The 19,351-nt window shown below is 47.4% G+C and carries 23 protein-coding genes and 1 rRNA gene; 18 read left to right on the top strand and 6 right to left on the bottom strand.

Annotated elements, in window-relative coordinates; all coding sequences use genetic code 11:
- The first annotated feature begins 16 nt into the window (after positions 1–16).
- From rrf to tyrR, 13 genes are all read left to right on the top strand, one after another.
- Positions 17–132 (top strand): 5S ribosomal RNA (gene rrf, locus YC6258_RS19970).
- Between the two features lie 126 nt (positions 133–258).
- Entirely contained in the window at positions 259–537 is a 279-nt protein-coding gene (locus YC6258_RS19965) for an FtsB family cell division protein (protein ID WP_052830431.1), read from the top strand.
- Positions 530–1,231, top strand: a complete 702-nt coding sequence (gene ispD, locus YC6258_RS19960; RefSeq protein ID WP_044618482.1) for a 2-C-methyl-D-erythritol 4-phosphate cytidylyltransferase — start codon at positions 530–532, stop codon at positions 1,229–1,231. The genes YC6258_RS19965 and ispD overlap by 8 nt, the downstream gene beginning before the upstream one ends.
- Entirely contained in the window at positions 1,231–1,725 is a 495-nt protein-coding gene (gene ispF, locus YC6258_RS19955) for a 2-C-methyl-D-erythritol 2,4-cyclodiphosphate synthase (protein ID WP_044618481.1), read from the top strand. The genes ispD and ispF overlap by 1 nt, the downstream gene beginning before the upstream one ends.
- On the top strand, positions 1,718–2,737 hold the full coding sequence (gene truD, locus YC6258_RS19950; protein ID WP_044618480.1) for a tRNA pseudouridine(13) synthase TruD: 1,020 nt from the start codon (positions 1,718–1,720) through the stop codon (positions 2,735–2,737). Before ispF ends, truD begins: the two co-directional genes overlap by 8 nt.
- A 51-nt stretch (positions 2,738–2,788) precedes the next feature.
- A complete protein-coding gene (locus YC6258_RS19945) occupies positions 2,789–3,439 on the top strand; it encodes a protein-L-isoaspartate(D-aspartate) O-methyltransferase (RefSeq protein ID WP_044618479.1) in 651 nt (216 codons plus the stop codon).
- Entirely contained in the window at positions 3,436–4,323 is an 888-nt protein-coding gene (locus YC6258_RS19940; RefSeq protein WP_044618478.1) for a DUF368 domain-containing protein, read from the top strand. Before YC6258_RS19945 ends, YC6258_RS19940 begins: the two co-directional genes overlap by 4 nt.
- Before the next feature lie 102 nt (positions 4,324–4,425).
- Complete coding sequence (locus tag YC6258_RS19935; RefSeq protein WP_044618477.1) at positions 4,426–4,860, top strand: HIT domain-containing protein; 435 nt, start codon at positions 4,426–4,428, stop codon at positions 4,858–4,860.
- A 27-nt stretch (positions 4,861–4,887) separates the two neighbouring features.
- A complete protein-coding gene (locus tag YC6258_RS19930; protein ID WP_044618476.1) occupies positions 4,888–5,502 on the top strand; it encodes a DUF924 family protein in 615 nt (204 codons plus the stop codon).
- 105 nt (positions 5,503–5,607) lie between these two features.
- Entirely contained in the window at positions 5,608–6,042 is a 435-nt protein-coding gene (locus tag YC6258_RS19925; protein WP_169748999.1) for a phosphatase PAP2 family protein, read from the top strand.
- A 77-nt stretch (positions 6,043–6,119) separates the two neighbouring features.
- A complete protein-coding gene (locus tag YC6258_RS19920; protein WP_044618474.1) occupies positions 6,120–6,638 on the top strand; it encodes a phosphatase PAP2 family protein in 519 nt (172 codons plus the stop codon).
- Positions 6,635–7,699, top strand: coding sequence for an MJ1255/VC2487 family glycosyltransferase (locus YC6258_RS19915; protein WP_044618473.1), 1,065 nt, complete (start codon positions 6,635–6,637; stop codon positions 7,697–7,699). Before YC6258_RS19920 ends, YC6258_RS19915 begins: the two co-directional genes overlap by 4 nt.
- A gap of 359 nt (positions 7,700–8,058) precedes the next feature.
- The gene (gene tyrR, locus YC6258_RS19910; RefSeq protein ID WP_044618472.1) at positions 8,059–9,645 is read left to right on the top strand and encodes a transcriptional regulator TyrR; all 1,587 of its coding nucleotides are present in this window, start codon (positions 8,059–8,061) and stop codon (positions 9,643–9,645) included.
- Positions 9,646–9,790: 145 nt separating this feature from the next.
- On the opposite strand, the gene greB is transcribed toward tyrR, so the two are convergent.
- The 6 genes from greB to YC6258_RS19880 all read right to left on the bottom strand — a co-directional run bounded on the left by greB (position 9,791) and on the right by YC6258_RS19880 (position 14,256).
- Positions 9,791–10,300 (bottom strand): transcription elongation factor GreB, encoded by a 510-nt coding sequence (gene greB, locus YC6258_RS19905; protein WP_044618471.1) that lies wholly within the window; start codon positions 10,298–10,300, stop codon positions 9,791–9,793.
- Positions 10,301–10,314: 14 nt separating this feature from the next.
- On the bottom strand, positions 10,315–12,276 hold the full coding sequence (mnmC, locus tag YC6258_RS19900) for a bifunctional tRNA (5-methylaminomethyl-2-thiouridine)(34)-methyltransferase MnmC2/FAD-dependent 5-carboxymethylaminomethyl-2-thiouridine(34) oxidoreductase MnmC1 (RefSeq protein ID WP_052830429.1): 1,962 nt from the start codon (positions 12,274–12,276) through the stop codon (positions 10,315–10,317).
- A complete protein-coding gene (locus YC6258_RS19895) occupies positions 12,273–12,839 on the bottom strand; it encodes a peptidylprolyl isomerase (RefSeq protein WP_044618470.1) in 567 nt (188 codons plus the stop codon). Before YC6258_RS19895 ends, mnmC begins: the two co-directional genes overlap by 4 nt.
- Positions 12,832–13,161 (bottom strand): P-loop NTPase family protein, encoded by a 330-nt coding sequence (locus tag YC6258_RS19890; protein WP_044618469.1) that lies wholly within the window; start codon positions 13,159–13,161, stop codon positions 12,832–12,834. Before YC6258_RS19890 ends, YC6258_RS19895 begins: the two co-directional genes overlap by 8 nt.
- Positions 13,162–13,265: 104 nt before the next feature.
- On the bottom strand, positions 13,266–13,943 hold the full coding sequence (locus tag YC6258_RS19885; protein ID WP_044618468.1) for a TIGR04211 family SH3 domain-containing protein: 678 nt from the start codon (positions 13,941–13,943) through the stop codon (positions 13,266–13,268).
- 13 nt (positions 13,944–13,956) lie between these two features.
- On the bottom strand, positions 13,957–14,256 hold the full coding sequence (locus YC6258_RS19880; RefSeq protein WP_044618467.1) for a YciI family protein: 300 nt from the start codon (positions 14,254–14,256) through the stop codon (positions 13,957–13,959).
- Positions 14,257–14,535: 279 nt separating this feature from the next.
- On the opposite strand from YC6258_RS19880, the gene YC6258_RS19875 reads away from it, so the two are divergent.
- The 5 genes from YC6258_RS19875 to rluB all read left to right on the top strand — a co-directional run bounded on the left by YC6258_RS19875 (position 14,536) and on the right by rluB (position 19,340).
- The gene (locus YC6258_RS19875) at positions 14,536–15,396 is read left to right on the top strand and encodes a PHP domain-containing protein (RefSeq protein ID WP_044618466.1); all 861 of its coding nucleotides are present in this window, start codon (positions 14,536–14,538) and stop codon (positions 15,394–15,396) included.
- A 9-nt stretch (positions 15,397–15,405) separates the two neighbouring features.
- Positions 15,406–16,029, top strand: a complete 624-nt coding sequence (locus YC6258_RS19870; RefSeq protein ID WP_044618465.1) for an L-threonylcarbamoyladenylate synthase — start codon at positions 15,406–15,408, stop codon at positions 16,027–16,029.
- 162 nt (positions 16,030–16,191) lie between these two features.
- On the top strand, positions 16,192–17,103 hold the full coding sequence (locus YC6258_RS19865; protein WP_052830428.1) for a segregation and condensation protein A: 912 nt from the start codon (positions 16,192–16,194) through the stop codon (positions 17,101–17,103).
- A complete protein-coding gene (gene scpB, locus YC6258_RS27580) occupies positions 17,087–18,502 on the top strand; it encodes an SMC-Scp complex subunit ScpB (protein ID WP_052830427.1) in 1,416 nt (471 codons plus the stop codon). Before YC6258_RS19865 ends, scpB begins: the two co-directional genes overlap by 17 nt.
- Positions 18,486–19,340, top strand: coding sequence for a 23S rRNA pseudouridine(2605) synthase RluB (rluB, locus tag YC6258_RS19855; protein WP_044618464.1), 855 nt, complete (start codon positions 18,486–18,488; stop codon positions 19,338–19,340). The genes scpB and rluB overlap by 17 nt, the downstream gene beginning before the upstream one ends.
- Positions 19,341–19,351 lie beyond the last annotated feature (11 nt).

The following is a 19,351-nucleotide window of genomic DNA, read 5'->3' as shown; positions in this document are numbered from 1 at the left end:
CGAAGCAAGCGAATTGCTTGACGACGATAGAGCGTTGGACCCACCTGATTCCATCCCGAACTCAGTAGTGAAACGACGCATCGCCGATGGTAGTGTGGGGTCTCCCCATGTGAGAGTAGGACATCGTCAGGCATCTAACACGACCCCGGTCTGGACACAGATCGGGGTTTTTTTTGCATGTCGTTTTGCTCAGTAGTGGGTGTTTATCCTTGATCAATTGCATTAAGATTGGCGCAGTTTTTTGATAGGACATCCGGGTTGAAAACTAAGTTTCTTTGGGCTTTTTTAGTTGTTGCCTTTATTGGTCTGCAATATCGTTTGTGGGTTGGTGAAAGAAGCCTCGCGGAGGCAGCTTCACTGAAGAGTCTTATCGATCTGAAAAAAGCCCAGATAGAGATTCAAAAGAAGCAGAACCTGGAATTGCAGTACCATGTTCAAGCGTTGAAAGATGATCCTCAAGCTATTGAAGAGGAAGCCAGAGAGGCTCATGGTTTGGTTAAACCGGATGAAATTCTGATCTTAATTCCTGATGAATAACACTGAAACCCCTGTTTGGGTGATCTTACCGGCTGCGGGAATCGGGTCGCGCATGCGAGCTGAATACCCGAAACAGTATCTGCCTGTTCAGGGTAGGATGATCATTGAATGGACCCTTGAACTGTTTTTGTCGATTCCCTATATCCAGGGAATCGTTGTGAGTGTCAGGCATGATGATCAGCGCTGGGCGGAATGTGATTACTATCATGATCCTCGGATAGTGACCGTTTATGGCGGTAAAGAACGGTCTGACTCGGTATTGTCAGCCGTCAATTGGGTCTATGAGCATCAACCTCGTAGCGCGTGGGTCATGATACACGACGTTGTCCGGCCATGTGTTCGCACCGACGATTTGAATCGCCTTTATTCCCGCTGCCTGAACTCGGGCCGCTCTGCCATTTTGGCTGTTCCGGTTTCCGATACGATTAAACATGTACAGCACGAGACAATTAACCATACAGTTGATCGAACTGTACTGTGGCAGGCACAAACTCCCCAGATGTTTCCCTTAGAAGCACTTAAGCGTGCATTTGAGAATGTCATTCGCGATGGCCACGCCGTTACCGATGATGCATCTGTGATGGAACTGTATGGGCATGTAGTCGATGTCGTAACAGCGCATCGTGACAATATCAAGATTACAACACCGGAAGATTTGGAGCTGGTTGAAATGATTTTAGCGAGAGGAAAGTAATGCGAGTGGGGCATGGTTTTGATGTACATCGTTTTGGTGAGGAAACCGGATCTGACAAATTTATCGTCCTGGGTGGTGAGACAATTCCCTGTCATGCAGAACTGATTGCGCACTCTGACGGAGATGTACTGGTGCATGCCATATGTGATGCAATACTTGGTGCAGCAGCGTTGGGCGATATTGGTCACCATTTTCCGGACACAGATGATACTTATAAGTCAGCAGATAGTCTGCAACTGTTACGACATTGTTGTTCTTTGGTGTCAGAGAAGCATTTGATGATTGGAAATATAGACTCAACTATTGTTGCTCAAACTCCTAAAATGGCACCGCATATTGAGAGTATGCGTAACAATATTGCTGCCTGCGTTCAGTGCGATGTGGACCGGGTTAATGTTAAAGCAACCACGACCGAGCATTTGGGTTATACCGGACGGAAAGAAGGTATCGCTGCGCATGCTGTGGTTCTGCTAGTGGCTGCTGATCATGGATGATCTTAATTATGATTTTGCCCGGGCACACGCGCTGGTCGTTGAGCCGGTTGGTTTTAAACAGCAACCCGCTGATTTCATTGTCGAAGAAGAGCTACGTTTTGAACTCACCGGTTCTGGTGAACATCTATATATATTGATTGAGAAGGAACAGCAGAATACCCACTGGTGCGCCAAACAAATTGCCCGATGGGCGAATGTACCCAATCGTCATGTCAGTTTCGCTGGCCTGAAAGACCGCCAGGGCGTGACTCGGCAATGGTTCAGTATCTGGTTACCAGGAAAACCTGATCCTGAGGTGCCTCTTGTGGTAGAGGGTGTTAGCGTAATTAATCAGCAACGTCATCGGGCCAAGCTGCAACGGGGTGCTTTGTCATCCAATCGTTTTCATATTGTTTTACGGGATGTACAGGGTGATCACGGAGCAATTGAAGAGGGGCTTTCCCGCATCGCAGCAAAAGGGGTCCCCAATTATTTTGGCCCTCAGCGCTTTGGTGTTGATCATGGAAACGTGGCATTAGCAATGGGCCGTCCGGCACAAGAATGGCTGGAGCAAAATCGGGCCAATGATATTTATGTTTCGGCGGTGCGTTCTTATCTTTTTAACAGTCTGCTCCACCATAGAATTCTGCAAGGTAACTGGTCTGTCCCCCAGACCGGTGAGCCATTGATATTATCTGGGTCTAATAGCTGGTTTGTGGCTGAAGGAACTGAAGAAGAACTGATCCGGATAGAACAGGGTGATTGTTCGACATCAGGGCTGATGTATTCCGGGCCGACTGTTTTGGAGGAGTCTCCTGTTTTCAGTCGTCATGAGCTTGAACTGCTACGGTCGCATACTGAGTTGACTGACTGGCTGACGCCATTACAGCTGAAGCCGTTGCGTCGACCATTGATCCTAAGGCCTCACCAATTGCAATGGACGTTTCTGGATAACAACACGCTGAGTCTGTCTTTTGGGTTACCTTCCGGTGCCTATGCAACTTCAGTTTTGCGTGAACTCTTTAGTTTCTAATATTTGCTCAGAATACGGAGATTGGGTGTTTTGAACCTCGAAGGCATTGGAATGACCTCGCGTCGAACCCGGGAACGGCTGGTTAGTCGGCTGTTGGAAAAGGGAATTGCTAACGTATCTGTTTTGGAAGTTTTTTTGAATACTCCCCGACATTTATTTGTTGATGAGGCGCTGGCCCATAAAGCCTATGAAGATACGGCATTGCCAATCGGGCATGGTCAGACCATATCGCAACCCTATATTGTCGCTAGAATGACCGAGTTGCTGCTTAGTCATGGAACTCCAGAAAAGGTATTGGAAATTGGTACAGGCAGCGGTTTTCAGACTGCTGTACTGGCACAACTGGTACCTGAGGTCTGGTCTGTTGAACGTATACGGCCTCTGCAGCAGAAAGCTCAAAAACTGTTTTCAGTTCTCGAATTAACCAACATTTATTTGCGTTTTGCTGATGGTGGGTTCGGCTGGGAGGAAGCTGCTCCATTTGACGGAATTATTACGACATGTGCCCCAGAATCAGTTCCTGACAGTTTATTGCAGCAACTTAACCCGGAAGGTGGCAGGCTCGTAATACCCGTTGGTGAAACTGAGCAGTCTTTATATTTAATTATTCGTAATGGCGATAACTTTCAGCGTGAAAAAGTCGAAGGCGTTAAGTTTGTGCCATTGCTCAACGGAACGATCAACAAGGATATAGGTGAATGAAGCAATATCTTGGTGTCTTTTTGAAGGGTTTTTGCATGGGCTGCGCAGATATCGTTCCGGGAGTTTCAGGTGGGACCATTGCTCTGATAAGTGGAATTTATCAACGTCTGCTGAAGGCATTAAGCAGTTTTGATCTGGTGGCACTCAGACTATTGTTCCAAGGGCGGTTCAAGTCTTTGCTGGACCATGTGGATGCCGCTTTTATTGCATCTCTGTTATCAGGAATACTCTTGGCTGTGGTAACGATGGCCAATATTCTGTCATATCTTCTGGCAAACTACAGTCCAGTTGTCTGGGGCTTTTTCAGTGGGTTGGTACTGGCCTCGACTGTTTTTCTTGTTCGTGGACATTCGCAATGGCGACTGTCTTTTTGGTTGCCGTTTTGTTGTGGGATGGTATTGCCTATTGCACTGGCATTGACTCAACCAGGCCACATAGAGCCAACGCTGCTCATAGTGTTTCTGTCGGCAGTGTTAGCGATTTGTGCCATGGTTTTGCCCGGTATTTCCGGGAGTTTTATCCTGCTGATGCTCGGCATGTATGAGCATGTCCTGCGTGCCGTCGGAGAATTAGATTTATTGTTTTTAATCGTTTTTATGGCAGGTTGTGCTGTTGGTATTTTGTCATTCTCCAGATTGATTTCTTTCCTGTTGGAAAAATACACTATGCCGGTGATGGCGGTGCTTACCGGTATCCTGGCCGGTTCAATACTGAAACTCTGGCCATGGCAGTTTGATGGAAGGTTTTTGTTACCGGCAGATTATAGCCTGGCTCACTCAACTCCCAATTTTCTCTTTGTGACTGCTATCGCCTGGATAATGGGTATGGTTGTGATTCTGTTGTCGCAGAGATTACTGGAGCGAAATGAAAAAAACATTGAGTAAATAATTGAAAGTCATCCTTTGGCAAATAGTGGCGATAAATGTTCATTGTATGCTTCTGGAAACATATACTTGTGCTTCATTATTAATAATAAGAATGTGGTTATGTTTGAATTGGATGAAAGATTACAGTCGGACTGCCTTGATCTCGGGCAGTTGAATTTGTGCAAGGTTCTTCTGCTCAAAGATGCTAACTATCCCTGGGTTATTCTGGTTCCGATGCGGGATGATATAAAAGAAATATATGATCTCGACGAACTTGATCAGGAGCAGCTGATATGGGAGTCCTCCTTTGTTTCCAAAGCATTGGCAAAGTGTTTTGACGCAGACAAAATGAATGTCGCGGCATTGGGTAATGTTGTGTCTCAGTGCCATATTCATCATGTAGTCAGAACTGTAGATGATCCTGCATGGCCAAATCCGGTTTGGGGGGCGGTTCCACCTCGTGGCTATACCCGTGAACAATTGACTAGTCGCGGTAAGGAAATACAGCAAGCGCTGAAAACATCCGTTTTCATTCCGGCCAATCTGGATAACTGAAGGGATGTTGGAAGAAAGTCAGGCTATATGAAACAGGCGGTAGACGATATTCTATCCTTTTGGTTAGGACTTTTGGACGAGGAGGGTCTGGCTGAGCCAGAAAAGCAGCGTCAGTGGTGGCTTTCAAATCCAGCATTTGATCAGGAAATCAATTCTCAGTTTGCAGCAGTGTTGCACACAGCTGAAAATGGAATGTTACTTGACTGGCTGAGTTCGGCATACAGCTGTCTGGCTTATATCATATTGACGGACCAGTTTAGTCGTAACATATATCGCCATACCGAAAAAGCATTTAGCAATGATGATCGTGCCCAAGCGGCTACTCGTCATGTACTTAAGAATAACTATTTAAAGAGATTAGCCGTCACAGGGCGGTGTTTCTGCATAATGCCCTTGATGCACAGTGAACGTTTGGAAGATCACCAAACGCTTGAGCAGCTTCTGAATCAACAAGTCAATGAGGTTGGTTTGTCCAATAAGGGTGTCCGGTTTTGGTCAGGAATCATTAATTCAGCACAGGAACATCGGAGTATTATTGAGTGTTTTGGTCGTTATCCTCACAGAAATGAAGTGTTACAACGACAGAGTACGGTCAGGGAACTTGAGTACCTTCAGCAAAACAGCCGTCGGTTTGGACAATAGATTGAGGTAAGCAATATTAAGATTTTACATAATATACATGCGTTGGATGTCATCTTTTTTAACTGGTTAATGTCATTGCCGTCGCAAAATACCCAGGCAAAATGGTTGCGTAAAATCTCCTGGACAGGTGATGGATATGTGCCCATTGCGTTTGGAGTGTATCTGCTTTATTCCCATCAATATGATTGGGCAAAGCTAACCGGGATTGGTTATCTATTGGAGCGGGCATTTTATTTTCTGTGTAAGTATGGATTTCGCAGAAAACGTCCGGCCAATGCTATTGGGGATGTTGAGACTTATATCAAACCAGCAGATCAATATAGCTTTCCCAGTGGTCATACCTCAGCGGCTTTTTTATTTGCCAGTATTGTTGCCGGATACTGGGGAGTGGGTTGGATGATCCTGCCTGTCGTGCTATGGGCTGCTCTTGTGGCCTTTTCGCGGATGATTATGGGGCTGCATTTTTTGTCGGATCTTTTATTTGGGGTATTGGTTGGTAACGCCTGCTACTGGATTGCACGAGTGATTGTGCTGTCATAAAAATTTCACTGAAATTCAATACTACTGAAATTCACTTCCCATAGTGTCATCCTGATCAGGAGCTATGGGATAAATGAATGAACCTTCTGCACAATATTCATGAACTGGACGTTGTAACCTTTCACTGGTGTATGGCTCGCCGTCACCGGGAGTTACTTACCCGGACAGGCAGGCTCATTTCCAGAACCGCTGATGGTCCATTATATGCGGTTTTCGGATTACTCATGGTTTATCTCGGATATCAGGCCTGGGGGTTGGCATTGGCGTTGAGCTTTGTCGTCGAGAGGCCAATATATTTTGTGTTAAAGAATGGTTTTAAAAGGAATCGGCCTGCTGCAGCGTTATCGGATTTTCGGAGTTTTATCCAGCCCTCAGATCAGTTCTCTTTCCCCTCCGGCCACACATCAGGGGCTTTTGTTTTTGCCTGTTTTATCAGCCAGATTTTTCCCCAATGGAGCGCATTGATTTACCTTTGGGCGTTGAGTGTCGGTTTATCGAGGATTTTTCTGGGAGTACATTTCCCAACAGATACCGTGATGGGTGCATTTCTAGGAAGCAGTTGTGCATTATTGGCGATGGGGGTTTTGCTGCCATGAAAATTTTATACGGTGTGCAGGCAACCGGTAATGGCCATATTACACGTGCCAGGGCAATGGCCCCGTTATTGAAAGCATCAGGCCTTGATGTCTCCTATCTGTTTTCCGGACGCGCCCGGGAAGACTTGTTTGACATGGAAGAGTTCGGCGACTTCCAGGTTCGGGAAGGGCTGACTTTTATCACCCGCGATGGCTGTTTGAAAATTGGTGAAAGTTTCAAACAGGCATCATTGAAACATCTGTTTCGAGATATCCGGGAGCTGGATCTTTCTGACTATGATATGGTGATTTCCGACTATGAGCCTGTCACTGCCTGGGCAGCCAGATTGCAGTCCCGGAAGTGTCTGGGGTTGGGTCATCAGTATGCATTCGGTCATCGTGTTCCGCGTTACCGGATCGATATTCCGGGCCAGTTGGTTTTGCGGTGGTTTGCTCCAGCGCAAATGCACCTTGGAGTTCATTGGCACCACTTCAACAATCCGATTTTGCCTCCAATCATTCATGTCGAAGATAATCCTCCAGTGCCGGACTCTCGTAAAGTGTTGGTGTATCTACCATTCGAGAACTCTTTCAGTGTATTGAATCTGCTCAAGAAAGTGACGGATTATGAATTTCATATGCATTGCAAAGATATTCAACCAGGTGTCTATGGCGTGGTAACTGTCCATCCATTCAGCCGTTCCGGTTTCCAGGCAAATCTGCAGCAGGCCGAATCAGTGCTGTGTAATGCGGGGTTTGAGCTGGTGTCTGAAGCGTTGAATATGGGAAAACGAATTATGGTGAAACCTTTAAAAGGGCAGGTTGAGCAAAAGTCCAATGCCAAGGCCCTGCAGCAGCTTAATCTGGCTTGGACCTGTTCTCATTTATCTGTTCAAAGCATCGATCAATGGTTAAGAAAAGGAGAGGTCGTACGTATTCAGTATCCAGACGTTGCTGCAGCAATCGTTCAATGGCTGCAGGAAGGTGCTGTAAGACCAATTTCTGAATTGAGTGATCAGCTCTGGAATGAAGTTGGAAGCCATGATCGTGCCGGATTATTCCTGAAATCGATGGTTGCCTGAAAACGGGCTGATATAAATAGTCTTTTTTACAGGAATGAGACAAGTATTTTATCGTATGCGGCAATTGACCAACCGGTCAGTTGACGAATACTTCAATACCCAACAAACTGCCCCGTCTGTGTAAAGAGTTGATTACAGGCGAGGGATGATACCGAGACCAACGTTAGTTACTGCTGAAGAATGCTCTTTTATGAAGGGGATTTTTTGCAGATATTTGGCGAAATTGCCAGATTTTTCCCGCCTGTTTTACTAAGTTCTGAATAAACCCGTTCGCAGTTTTTGTGAAATTGTTCCTATTCCTGATATTTTTCTGGATATCAGTGTGTAAGTTTATAATTACGAATAACAACGGTTGATCGATGCGTTTACAAGTCCTATGTGAAAACAGAATGGGTATAGCCCACGAAATACTGGACGTTCTGGTGCAATATAAAATTGACCTGACCGGAATTGAAACAGGCCCTGATGGTCAGATTTATCTGCATATTCCCAATCTTGAGTTCGATAAATTTCAGGATTTGATGCCCAATATTCGGAAGGTGGGAGGCGTGACGGATGTTTCCACAATTGCCTACATGCCTCAGGAGCGCGAACGGCAGGAGTTGTTGACGTTGGTCAGAACTTTGCCTGAACCCATCATTTCCATAGATGCGCGTGGCCACATTATTGTGGCCAACTATGCCGCCAAGCGTATCTTCAAGCTCAGCGATGACGAAATTAAAGATCGTCCCCTGAAACAATGGATTAAAGGGTTCAATATCAACAAATGGTTAAACCAGAATACCTGGGAACCGCAGACAACCTATATCCAGCTGAAAAACCATACCTATCTTTGCGACATAATGCCGATCAACCTGCCGGAAGCGTCTGATGAAGAGCCTGTTATGGCTGGTGCAGTACTCACCTTTAAGTCGCCATCCCGTCTAGGTAAGCAGATGATCGCGTTTAACCAGACGGCTGGTGAGTTTGACATGATCATCAGCGAAAGCCCGCTTATGAAAAAATTGATTCGCCAGGCCAAAAAAATGAGTCAGTTGGATGCGCCTATTCTGATCAGCGGCGCAACCGGGACGGGTAAAAACCTTCTCGCCAAAGCATGTCATCAGCATAGTCTGCGTAGAGATAAACCCTTCCTGACACTGAACTGTGGCAGCCTGCCAAAAGAGGCGGCTGAAAGTGAGTTGTTTGGACAAACTGAAGGTGCATTTGAAGGGGCCAGGGAAAGCAAGGGAATATTTGAACAGGCCGAAGGGGGTACGGTGTTTCTGGATGAAATCGGCGAACTGGATCTATCCCTTCAGACAAAATTTCTCGGGCTGCTGCAAAATGGACGTTTTCGAAAAGTAGGAGCAGAACAGGAGGTGCGGGTAGATGTTCGTATCATTTGTTCAAGCCAGCAGAACCTGGTGAAAAAATGTCAGCAGGGTACCTTTCGTCAGGACCTTTATTATCGGTTGGACGTATTGTCCCTTGAACTCCCTGCTTTACGGGACCGTCCGCTGGATATCCTACCGTTGGCCGAACATTTTATTGCCCGTTTTTCTGAGCCTCAGAAAAAATACTTCACCCTTTCCAAGCCTTGTCAGAATCTGTTAACCCAGTATCAGTGGCCTGGTAATGTACGTCAGCTTGAAAACACCTTATTCAAAGCGGTTACTCTGTTGGAAGGTGAGGTAATGGAACCGGAAGACATACAACTTCCAGAAAATGATGTTTCATTTTCGTCTTTTGGTTATCGACTGGATGAAAATTTTTCGGGGTCACTGGATGAAGCTGTCAAAAAATTCGAATCCGAAATCCTTCGTCGGTTGTACCCAGCCTATCCCAGTTCACGTTTGTTAGGACGAAAATTGGGTATCTCACATACTGCTATTGCTAATAAATTGCGCGACTACGGGATAAGAAGAGTCCCTAATAAAAGTGAGAGTGAGGAAGCGGGCTGTTAGATTATTTCTTCATTAATGTCCTGGTGTGTTTTTTGATTGAATTCCAATCAGTAGGTCTCGGGCAAATAGTGGTCTGCTATTGAGCAATATTAAGGTTTCTTATTTGCCTTTGTGGATGGCACCTTTGATATTGCTCATGATTGGATTAAAGCTCATCTGCGCCACAGTAACTGATTGATTCTATCCAATACTCAATCGTGCCGGCCGGGCGTACAACGGTGACTTCATCATGCAGTGATCGTTTTAATAGTGCCTGGGCCAGAGGACTGTCCATACTGATATATTGTTTGTCGGTATCAAACTCGTCCGGTCCGACAATGCGTACTATCAGTTCGTTGTCGTCCTCATCCATCAGTTTTACCCAGGCTCCAAAAAAGACTTTGTTCTGTTCTTTGGGGAGGCCGTGAACCACATTGATGTTGTCGAGTCGTTTGCCCAGATGGCGCAGGCGACCATCGATTTCCCGCAGCCTTTTTTTTCCATAGATGTATTCGGCATTCTCAGAGCGGTCACCCAGCGCCGCTGCGGCTCTGACCTCTTCTGTGACAATGGCGCGTTCCTGCCAGAGCTGACGGATCTCGTCCTTAAAACGCTCATGGCCTTCTGGAGTAATGTATTTGGAACCCGGTTTACTGGGTGGACGATAACGGCTCATGGTAGCAGATCACTTTAAGGCTGTTGTTTGAATTGTTTGATGATAAATCGGGCCGGGTGCAGATGGTCAATGATATCCATTTCTATCGGCAGTGGTTCTGAACATATCATGGCGGCGATCAGCTCTCCGCATAATGGTGCTGACGTGAGTCCACGTGAGCCATGGCCGATGTTGCAGTACAGGCCTGGAAGGTATTGTGGATGTGGCCAGTGGCTGCGACGCTGATTCAGGTTGCCATAATGCGCTTGATAATAATTCCAGTCGGGCAGCGGACCGGCAATGGGCATGTAATCCGGTGTTGTGCATCGAAATCCGACTCTTCCGGTCAGCTCCGGCGTATCATCAAGATGGTTTTTCAGTGCGGGAAAACAGGAGAACAAGTTCTTCAGGTTTTCCTGGTGATCGGATTCATTCAGTGCGGTGGAACTGTCATTGAGATTAAATGTCGCTCCAAAATTCAGCTGGCCATTACGCACTGGCGATACATAACCTTTGGCACACAGCACGGAAGTCAGTGGGACATCCCTGTTCACCGCGATGGCGGAGGTCTGGCCACGGATGGGTTTGACGGGTAGATTTGCCGTAGCCGGAAAGTTCCTGGCCGCATTGGCGTTGGCAAAGATCACCTGAGTAAACGGACCATGACGTTGACCCTGTTGATCGGATAGTACCCAGCAGTTGTCGTGTTCCAGATTCAGGGTCACGATTTGAGTACCCAAGTGTATTCGGGCACTCTGAAGCAGTTGCTGGCATAACGATGGCGGGTGTACCCAGCCCCCATCTGACAACCATAATCCGGCGGTGGTATCGATACCTGCGTGATGACTGGCGTCGCTTTGATCGACCGGCCTGATCAGGAAATCTGAGTAGGGATCCTGGGAGTTGAAGTTCTGTTGCCGCTGTTTTTCCTTATCGTTCCAGCCACTGATCAAAACACCGCAAGGTTGCCATTCCAATTCTTCGAGATGATGGTAACGGCGGTTGGCAAATCCAAATGCCTGGCTGTAAAAACGATTGTGATAGGAACTTTCCCAGGAGGGTTTGATGTACAGTGCTCCCTGGGCATTGCCGGATGCTTCGCTGGCGATGCTTTGATGCTGTTCAAATACCTCACAGGCAATACCTCTGTGGCTCAGTGCATGAGCGCAACTGGCTCCCGCCATACCAGCACCGATGATGGCAACCCGCTGGACTTGTTGTTCACGGGGTAACTGGAACCAGGCAGGATGACTGTCTGGTAGTTGTGGCCCCAGGCCGGCAAATGATCCGGTCAGCATATCCCGTTTATGGCCGAATCCTTGAGTTTTCCGGACTTCGAAGCCCCGGCCTTTCAACCCCCGGCGGACGATACCTGCGGCGGTAAACGTAGCAAAGGTGGTCTGGTAGCGGCTCAGGCGGGCGATTTCGGTAAATAAAGTGTCGCTCCACATATCCGGATTTTTGCTTGGTGCAAAACCATCCAGAAACCAGCAGTCAACGCTACCGTGCAACTTGGAAAACATCCGATCTGCTTCACCGAACATCAACGTGAGTTGTAATGTATCAAAGTCGAGCCGGTGAAAGCCGGGGATCAGATGAGGGTAAGCATTTAATAAGCAATCACACAGCGTCTGGAATTGAGGCCAGTGTTGATAGATCTGACGAAGATCCTGAAGCAGAAAAGGATGTTTTTCGGCGCTGATGAAGTGTAACCGGCAGGAACTCGGGATCTGCCCGTCGGTCTGCATGGCGGTGAACAGTGAAGCCGCGACCAGGAAGTTCAGACCTGTACCAAAACCGGTTTCAGCGATTACAAAGGTTTGCCTCGGTTTCAGTTGGGCAAAGCGCTCAGACAGTCGGTTGCTATTGATAAATACATATTCGGTTTCCGCGATTCCGCCGGCCTTGGAAAAGTATACATCGTCAAAAACAGTGGAAACCGGAACCAGGTCAGCCTGCCAGGAGACCTGGGCAGGCAGGATGCGGGGGCTATTCACTCAGTCTTGCTGTCTTCAATAGTGATGGAAATGATTTTGACGGTTTCTGCCGGTACATCGCTGTAGGCACCAACACGGGTGGTTTGGACCCGGGCGATCCGGTCTACGGTGTCCATGCCATCAATTACTTTGCCAAAAACGGCATACCCGGGTTTGGCGGGACTGGCGTAGTCCAGAAAATTATTATCTTTGTGATTGATGAAGAATTGGGAGGTGGCACTGTTTGGATCATTGGTACGGGCCATGGCGATAGTTCCGCGCAAATTGCTCAGGCCATTATTGGCTTCATTTTTGATCGGTGCATTGGTCTGGCGCTGTTTCATGCCAGGTTCAAAACCTCCGCCCTGAATCATGAAGCCGGAAATCACCCGGTGAAAAATCAGACCATCGTAATAATGATCGTTGGAGTATTGGACGAAATTGGCAACCGTGACCGGAGCTTTGTCAGCATAAAGTTCAAGAGTCACGGTGCCAAGACTGGTTTCGATCACTGCTTGCGGATTGGCCGCAAAAGATCCACTACTCAATAACAGTCCGAAAATCAGTAAGTATTTTTTAAACATGGTTATGTCGATCCAGAAGTTTAAGCCAGTGAGAAAAATGTTGTTTGGGTAATACCAGATCCGATTGGGAAAACTTATCCATTTGGGTGACGGTGTAGTTGGTCGCCAGGTGAAGTTCCCATTGCACAACGACATCGTCTGCAATATCGATCAATGGGTGTAAATTATCCTGTTGTCGCAGATACTGAACCAACAGTCCACACCAGCGGACGATCTGAAAGTGACAGTAATTGGATTGTGTACCTTTTTGTCCCTGTAGCAATAATTGACGTAAATTTTCCGCGTCAAACTCCAGAGAAATTTCACTGTCAGACCAGGACATAAACGAATTCCAAGAGCATAGTTCGTATCTACTGATGATCCAGAGTCCTAAGACTTTGGATCATCAGTTGTTGTATCCGGTATGGGTTATGGCAGATATTTGCCTCAAGCCCAACCGTCTTTACGGCCACTGGAATTCAGCCGTGGCAGTATCAACCCAAGTACTACGCCAACCAGCATGATAGTACCACCGATAATCCAGTTACGGCTTTCACGGCTGGAGGTTAGAGACTGAACTTGCAGCTGCGCACCTTCAACCTCATTTTTTAAACGTTCGTTTTCTACCAGCAGTTCACCGTTGCGCTTTTCAAGGTTGATCGCATTTGCGGCGGTGTTCTTGATATGTTCAAGTTCACTTTGCAGTTCTTCTTTTTCCTTCGCTAGTTTGCTGAGCTGAGACTCGGTTTCTTCACTGTTGGTTTGTATGTTTTCCAATGAATTTGAAGTCTTGGCCAGCTTCTCTTTTAATGCGGCCAGTTCTTTTTCGACGATCGCCAGCTGCACTTCTGCAATAGGAGTGCTTCTCAGGTAACGATCAGGAACCCAGCCCTCAACGCCACCGCTGGTGCGAACAAACGCCCATTCTTCGTCGTCGTTGTAGTTCAGCACCTCCAGTTTGGTGCCGCTTTTTAAACCTTTATTGATGATGCGGTACTGACTGCCGGCACCTGACCGTAACGGTACCCAGAGTACGTCCGTCACATACTTGTCTTCTGCGTAAGAAGGCATTGGGATCATCGCCAGCGCCAGCAATAATCCGGTGAGAGCTAAGAGTCTGGTCATTGTGTTTCCTAAATTACGGTAAGACTTTTTTAAATGGTTTCACCATGACGCTGGAGTAAACACCAGCTTCGATATACGGGTCGGCATCAGCCCATGATTTGGCCTGTTCCAGGCTATCAAACTCTGCGATGACGACTGAGCCGGTAAATCCTGCTTCACCCGGATCATCGCTGTCGATGGCTGGGCAGGGGCCGGCGATAAGCAGACGACCTTCACTTTTTAACGCTTCCAGTCTGGCCAGATGTGCCGGACGGGCGGATTTACGTTTTTCCAGGCTGTTGTCAATGTCCTGGGAAATAATGGCATAAAACATATGTGATCCTTATCTGTTGGAATCAACATTAAAAAACCGCCACCACAGGTCGGCATATATCACTGAGGCGACAATACTTAAAAAAATAAAATTCGGATACCCTATTGTTTTCGATTATAGGGAGTTTTTCATCGTTCATTATCTGTCGACGATATCGCTTTGAGATGTTAGCGTTATGCTTTCTCAAAAACGACAATTCATCCTCCCAATACTCACAAAATTAGTGTGAGCAGGCGCTATTGCATACAATACTACTTTTGATTTTTTTAAAGGCCAAGCATGATAGCAACTGCCCGTCAGTGTTCCAATGCCAGATATCTCAATGTTGACCTTCATTGCCATAGTATTTACTCCGATGGTGAACTTACTCCTGATCAGTTGGTGGAACGAGCGGTCGAAAAAAATGTTGTCGTACTGGCACTGACTGATCACGATACTATTGCCGGTGTCAGGGAGCTGCAACATGCGGCCGCTGGGCGTCTGCAGATCATCACTGGTATTGAGTTCAGTAGTGTCTGGAACGGAGTGGGTATTCATATTGTAGGCCTCAACTTTGATCTGGACGTTATTGCTGAAGCGACAGCAGAACAGTTGCTGGCGCGTGATAAGCGGGCGCACGTTATTGCTGAAAGGCTCGAAAAAAAAGGTTTTTTCGGCGCCTACGAAGGTGCCAGATCTTATGCCCAAAACAGTTTGGGCAGGGCTCATTTTAGCCGTTGGCTGGTTGACCAGGGATATTGTCGAACACAGGCTGAAGCATTTAAAAAATGGCTTGGTGCCGGTAAGGTGGGTGATGTCAAAGTACAGTGGCCGGAAATGTCTCAAGTGATCTCGTGGATACATGATGCAGGTGGGGTTGCGGTTCTGGCACACCCGATAAAATATCGTATGACTAATCGTAAGCTCGCCATGCTGGTGGGAGAGTTTGCCGGGTATGGTGGTGACAGTCTTGAGATTGCTACTGCCGGAGTCGATGTCAATCAGGTGAAAATGCTGGCCCGGATTGCCGGCCAAAACGGTTTGTCCGGTTCGAGAGGCAGTGATTTTCACAGCCCCAGGCAATTCTGGTCTGAACTGGGTAAAGCTCCTGGTTTGCCAGCTGAGGTGCCACCAGTGTGGTTTGGTTTTGTTAATGAATAAAGGAAGAGTATGAGTCAATATTTTGCAATACATCCGGACAACCCGCAGCCGCGACTGGTTTCTCAGGCTGCCGAGATTATTCGTGCTGGTGGCGTGGCAGCGTATCCGACAGATTCAGGCTATGGACTGGGCTGTCAGATTGCCAACAAGAATGCGCTTGAGCGTATCCGCGAGATTCGCCGCATTGATGATAAACACCATTTGACGTTGGTATGTAAGGATCTGTCTGAGCTGGCCAATTACTCCCGGGTGGATAATGCCGCATTTCGTATGATTAAGAATAATACTCCCGGGCCTTATACTTTCATCCTGGAAGCATCCAAAGAAGTTCCTCGTCGATTGATGCATCCGAAGAAAAAAACCATTGGACTGCGTATCCCCGATCATCCGATCACTCAGGCTTTGCTGGCGGAACTGGGAGAACCATTGATGAGTACCTCATTGATTCTGCCAGGAGAGACTGAGCCGATGGTGGAGCCCTGGGAGATACGGGATTTGCTGGAGCATCAGCTGGATTTGGTAATTGACGGTGGTTACTGTGGTATCGAATCGACTACTATCGTGAGTTTGCTGGATGAGGTTCCTGAGATCATCCGTAAGGGCTCAGGTGATGTATCTCCATTTTTATTCTGAGTCGTCACTGGCTGTGTCCTCTCTGGTGACAGTCCGGGGTTTCCAGGTCGGGTGAAGTTTGTTTTGCCTGGTAATTATTGGTGGATGATTAGTGATGGTATTAACTGGCGACAATAACCCGCTATAATCCCCCGTTTTATTTTCTTGGAATAACACCTGTCTATGACAGAATTGGAATCGCAAAGTCCCGAGACAGTGGAAGAAAGCGGAGTCGGCCTGACAGAAGCCCGGGAGATGGCCCGCCAGCTTCAGCAGGAGATGCCGTTTGCGGTTGTTTCCGGCAAAACCATGACGCAGTTGCCACTGGATCTTTATATTCCTCCTGATGCTTTGGAAGTATTTCTGGATGCTTTTGAGGGTCCGTTGGATTTGTTGCTGTATCTGATCAAGAAACAAAACCTCGATGTACTAGAGATCAATGTGTTTGAGATTACCCGTCAGTACATGGAGTACGTGGAACTGATGCGGTCTCTGAATCTTGAGTTGGCCGCTGATTATCTGGTAATGGCAGCCATGCTGGCAGAGATTAAGTCCCGAATATTGCTACCCCGGAATACGGAAGAGGGGGAGGAAGACGAAGAGGATCCAAGAGCTGAGCTCATTCGTCGGTTGCAGGAATATGAGCAATTCAAGCAGGCGGCTGAAGATCTGGATCAGGTATATCGTGAAGGCCGCGACTTTTTTACCCGGGAGAGTTCCCGTTCCGATCACAACACCCAGGTGGTATATCAGGATATAGAAATGCGTGAGCTGGTGTTGGCATTCCGGGAAATATTGCTGCGTGCAGACATGTTTATCGACCATCAGATTTCGCGTGAAACCCTGTCCACTCGTGAACGGATGTCTGAAGTACTTGACCGTTTGCGAGATCGTGCCTTTGTGCCTTTTGTCAGCCTGTTTAAGCCAGCCGAAGGCAAGCTTGGAGTGGTTGTGACATTTCTAGCAGTTATGGAGCTGTGTAAAGAAGGTCTGGTAGAACTGTTGCAGCATGAAATTTTTGGTCCCATCCATGTGAAAGCGAAAACTGACGCGATCACAGAAAATGAATCCGGTGAATATGAACAATCCGAATAATCCTCAAAATCATGATCAATCCTCTGTGAATCCAGAGCCGGCAACAGATCAGACCGGGCTTCAGACGGAGGAGATGCAGGCTGAAGAACAGGAGTTATCCGAACTGGCGGCTTTGGATGGACAGGAGCTGTTTGCTGATGTCATGCCGGAGACCAGTGATCTGGATGAACTGGCACTGCTGGATGGTGTTGATCTGGAAGCACCGGAATCCGATGTTGATATTGCTGATGAGCTGGCGGCTTTGCAGGCGATGGATGGTTTGTCGGCCGAGGAAGTGACGGCTGAGGAAATCCTTACTGTGCCGGCGAAAGACATAGAGCCAGAAGTGGATCAAACCGAAGAATTGATTGATGAGCAATCTTTATCTGAGCAGGACTGGCAAGGTTATACCCCTGAATATTTGACTCCGATCCTTGAAGCGGCAGTATTTGCGCATGGCAAACCATTGTCCCTGGAGCGTATGCTGACACTGTTCGATGCCGAACAATTGCCTTCCAGAAAATGTTTGCAGTTTTGTTTGCAACAGCTGGCCATTGAATATCGGGAGCGAGGGGTTAACCTGGTTGAAGTGAAATCAGGCTGGCGTTTTCAGACCAATGTACGAACCGGTGAATATGTTCAACGTTTATGGGATGAAAGGCCTCAGCGTTATACCCGTGCCACACTTGAAACCTTAGCGCTGATTGCTTATCGGCAGCCGATTACGCGGGGAGAGATTGAGGATGTCAGAGGCGTGTCTGTCAGTACTCAGATCGTAAAATCATTGCAGGAACGAGACTGGATCAGAGTCGTTGGTCATCGCGATGTTCCTGGTCGTCCGGCCATGTATGCCACGACCCGTGAATTTCTTGATTATTTTGGCCTTAAATCCCTGACCGAATTGCCAAGCCTCTCTGAAATCAAGGATCTCGACGATATTAATCCAGAGTTGGATCTGGCGGGTGATGAGAGTGACGCAGATGAGACCAGTGATTTTGATAAAGCCGTCAATGAAATGAAAGCCGCTGCCGCAGTCAGTGAAGAGCAAAGCTACATTGATCAAGAATTGAGCAACGAACTTGCAGCAATGGATAGCGTAAACATGGCTTTTGAGCAGATGCTTGCTGCTCAGAGAGCTTCGCTGAAGGAAGATGAGGAATCCGCAGAAGATGTTGATACAGAACAAGAAACCAGTATCGAATCAAAAACGATGGCAGAGGCTGATGTGGTCCCTGAGCAGGCAGAATCTATCCTGCCAGATGACGAAACGATGTCTTTTCAGCCCGATCCTCCGGTAATGGATGCCGAAAATCTGAGCGAAGACGAAAAAATAGCAATTATTCAGGCTAAACTGGCAGCACAGGCAAAATTGCTGGCAGAGGCTGAAGAACAACAGGACGATAATGAAACAGAAGACTGAAAACAGCAGTAATTCCACCGAAAAGCTGCAAAAAATTCTGGCCAGTGCCGGATTGGGTTCCCGGCGGGAAATGGAGCAGGCTATTACTGATGGTCGGGTATTGCTTAATGGCGTACTGGCTCGTCTGGGAGATCGGGCGGGCAGTGAAGATACGATTTCACTGGACGGTCGCCCAATTCCCTCCGTGGCCAGAAAAAGCGTTCGTCGCGTGTTGATATATAACAAACCGGAGGGGGAAGTTTGTTCCCGCAAAGATCCGGATGGACGACCAACGGTATTTGATCATCTGCCGAAGGTTCCCGGTGAACGTTGGGTGGCGGTTGGGCGGCTGGATATCAATACCAGTGGTCTGTTGTTGTTTACTAATGACGGTGAGCTGGCCAACACACTGATGCATCCTTCCAGTAATGTTGAAAGAGAATACGCTGTCAGGGTGCTGGGTGACGTTAATATCGACATGATTCAGCGCATGCATGAAGGTGTTCAGCTGGAAGACGGTGTCGCCCGCTTTACGGATATTCAGGAGTTCGGTGGCCGTGGTGCCAATGTTTGGTATCACGTGGTGATCATGGAAGGTCGTAATCGTGAAGTTCGACGGTTATGGGAAAGTCAGGGAGTGCAGGTGTCGCGTTTGAAGCGTGTACGTTATGGAAGTGTGTTTATGGATCCTGATGTTCGTGCCGGTACCTGGAAGGAAATGGATAAGAAGGCTGTGGACTTGCTGGCCCAGTCTGTAGGTTTGCCTTCCAAACCCTGGGCATCGTTATTTTCCGGTAAAAATGATCGTCTCAAACGTCAAAGCAATCGCCAGAGAACGCGTCGACATGTGAGCAAGTAGATAAGAGAGGG

The sequence above is a fragment of the Gynuella sunshinyii YC6258 genome (assembly GCF_000940805.1).
Taxonomy (GTDB): Bacteria; Pseudomonadota; Gammaproteobacteria; order Pseudomonadales; family Natronospirillaceae; genus Gynuella; species Gynuella sunshinyii.
Note: the sequence above shows the minus strand (reverse complement) of the source record. Positions and strands in the feature narration are given on the sequence as shown.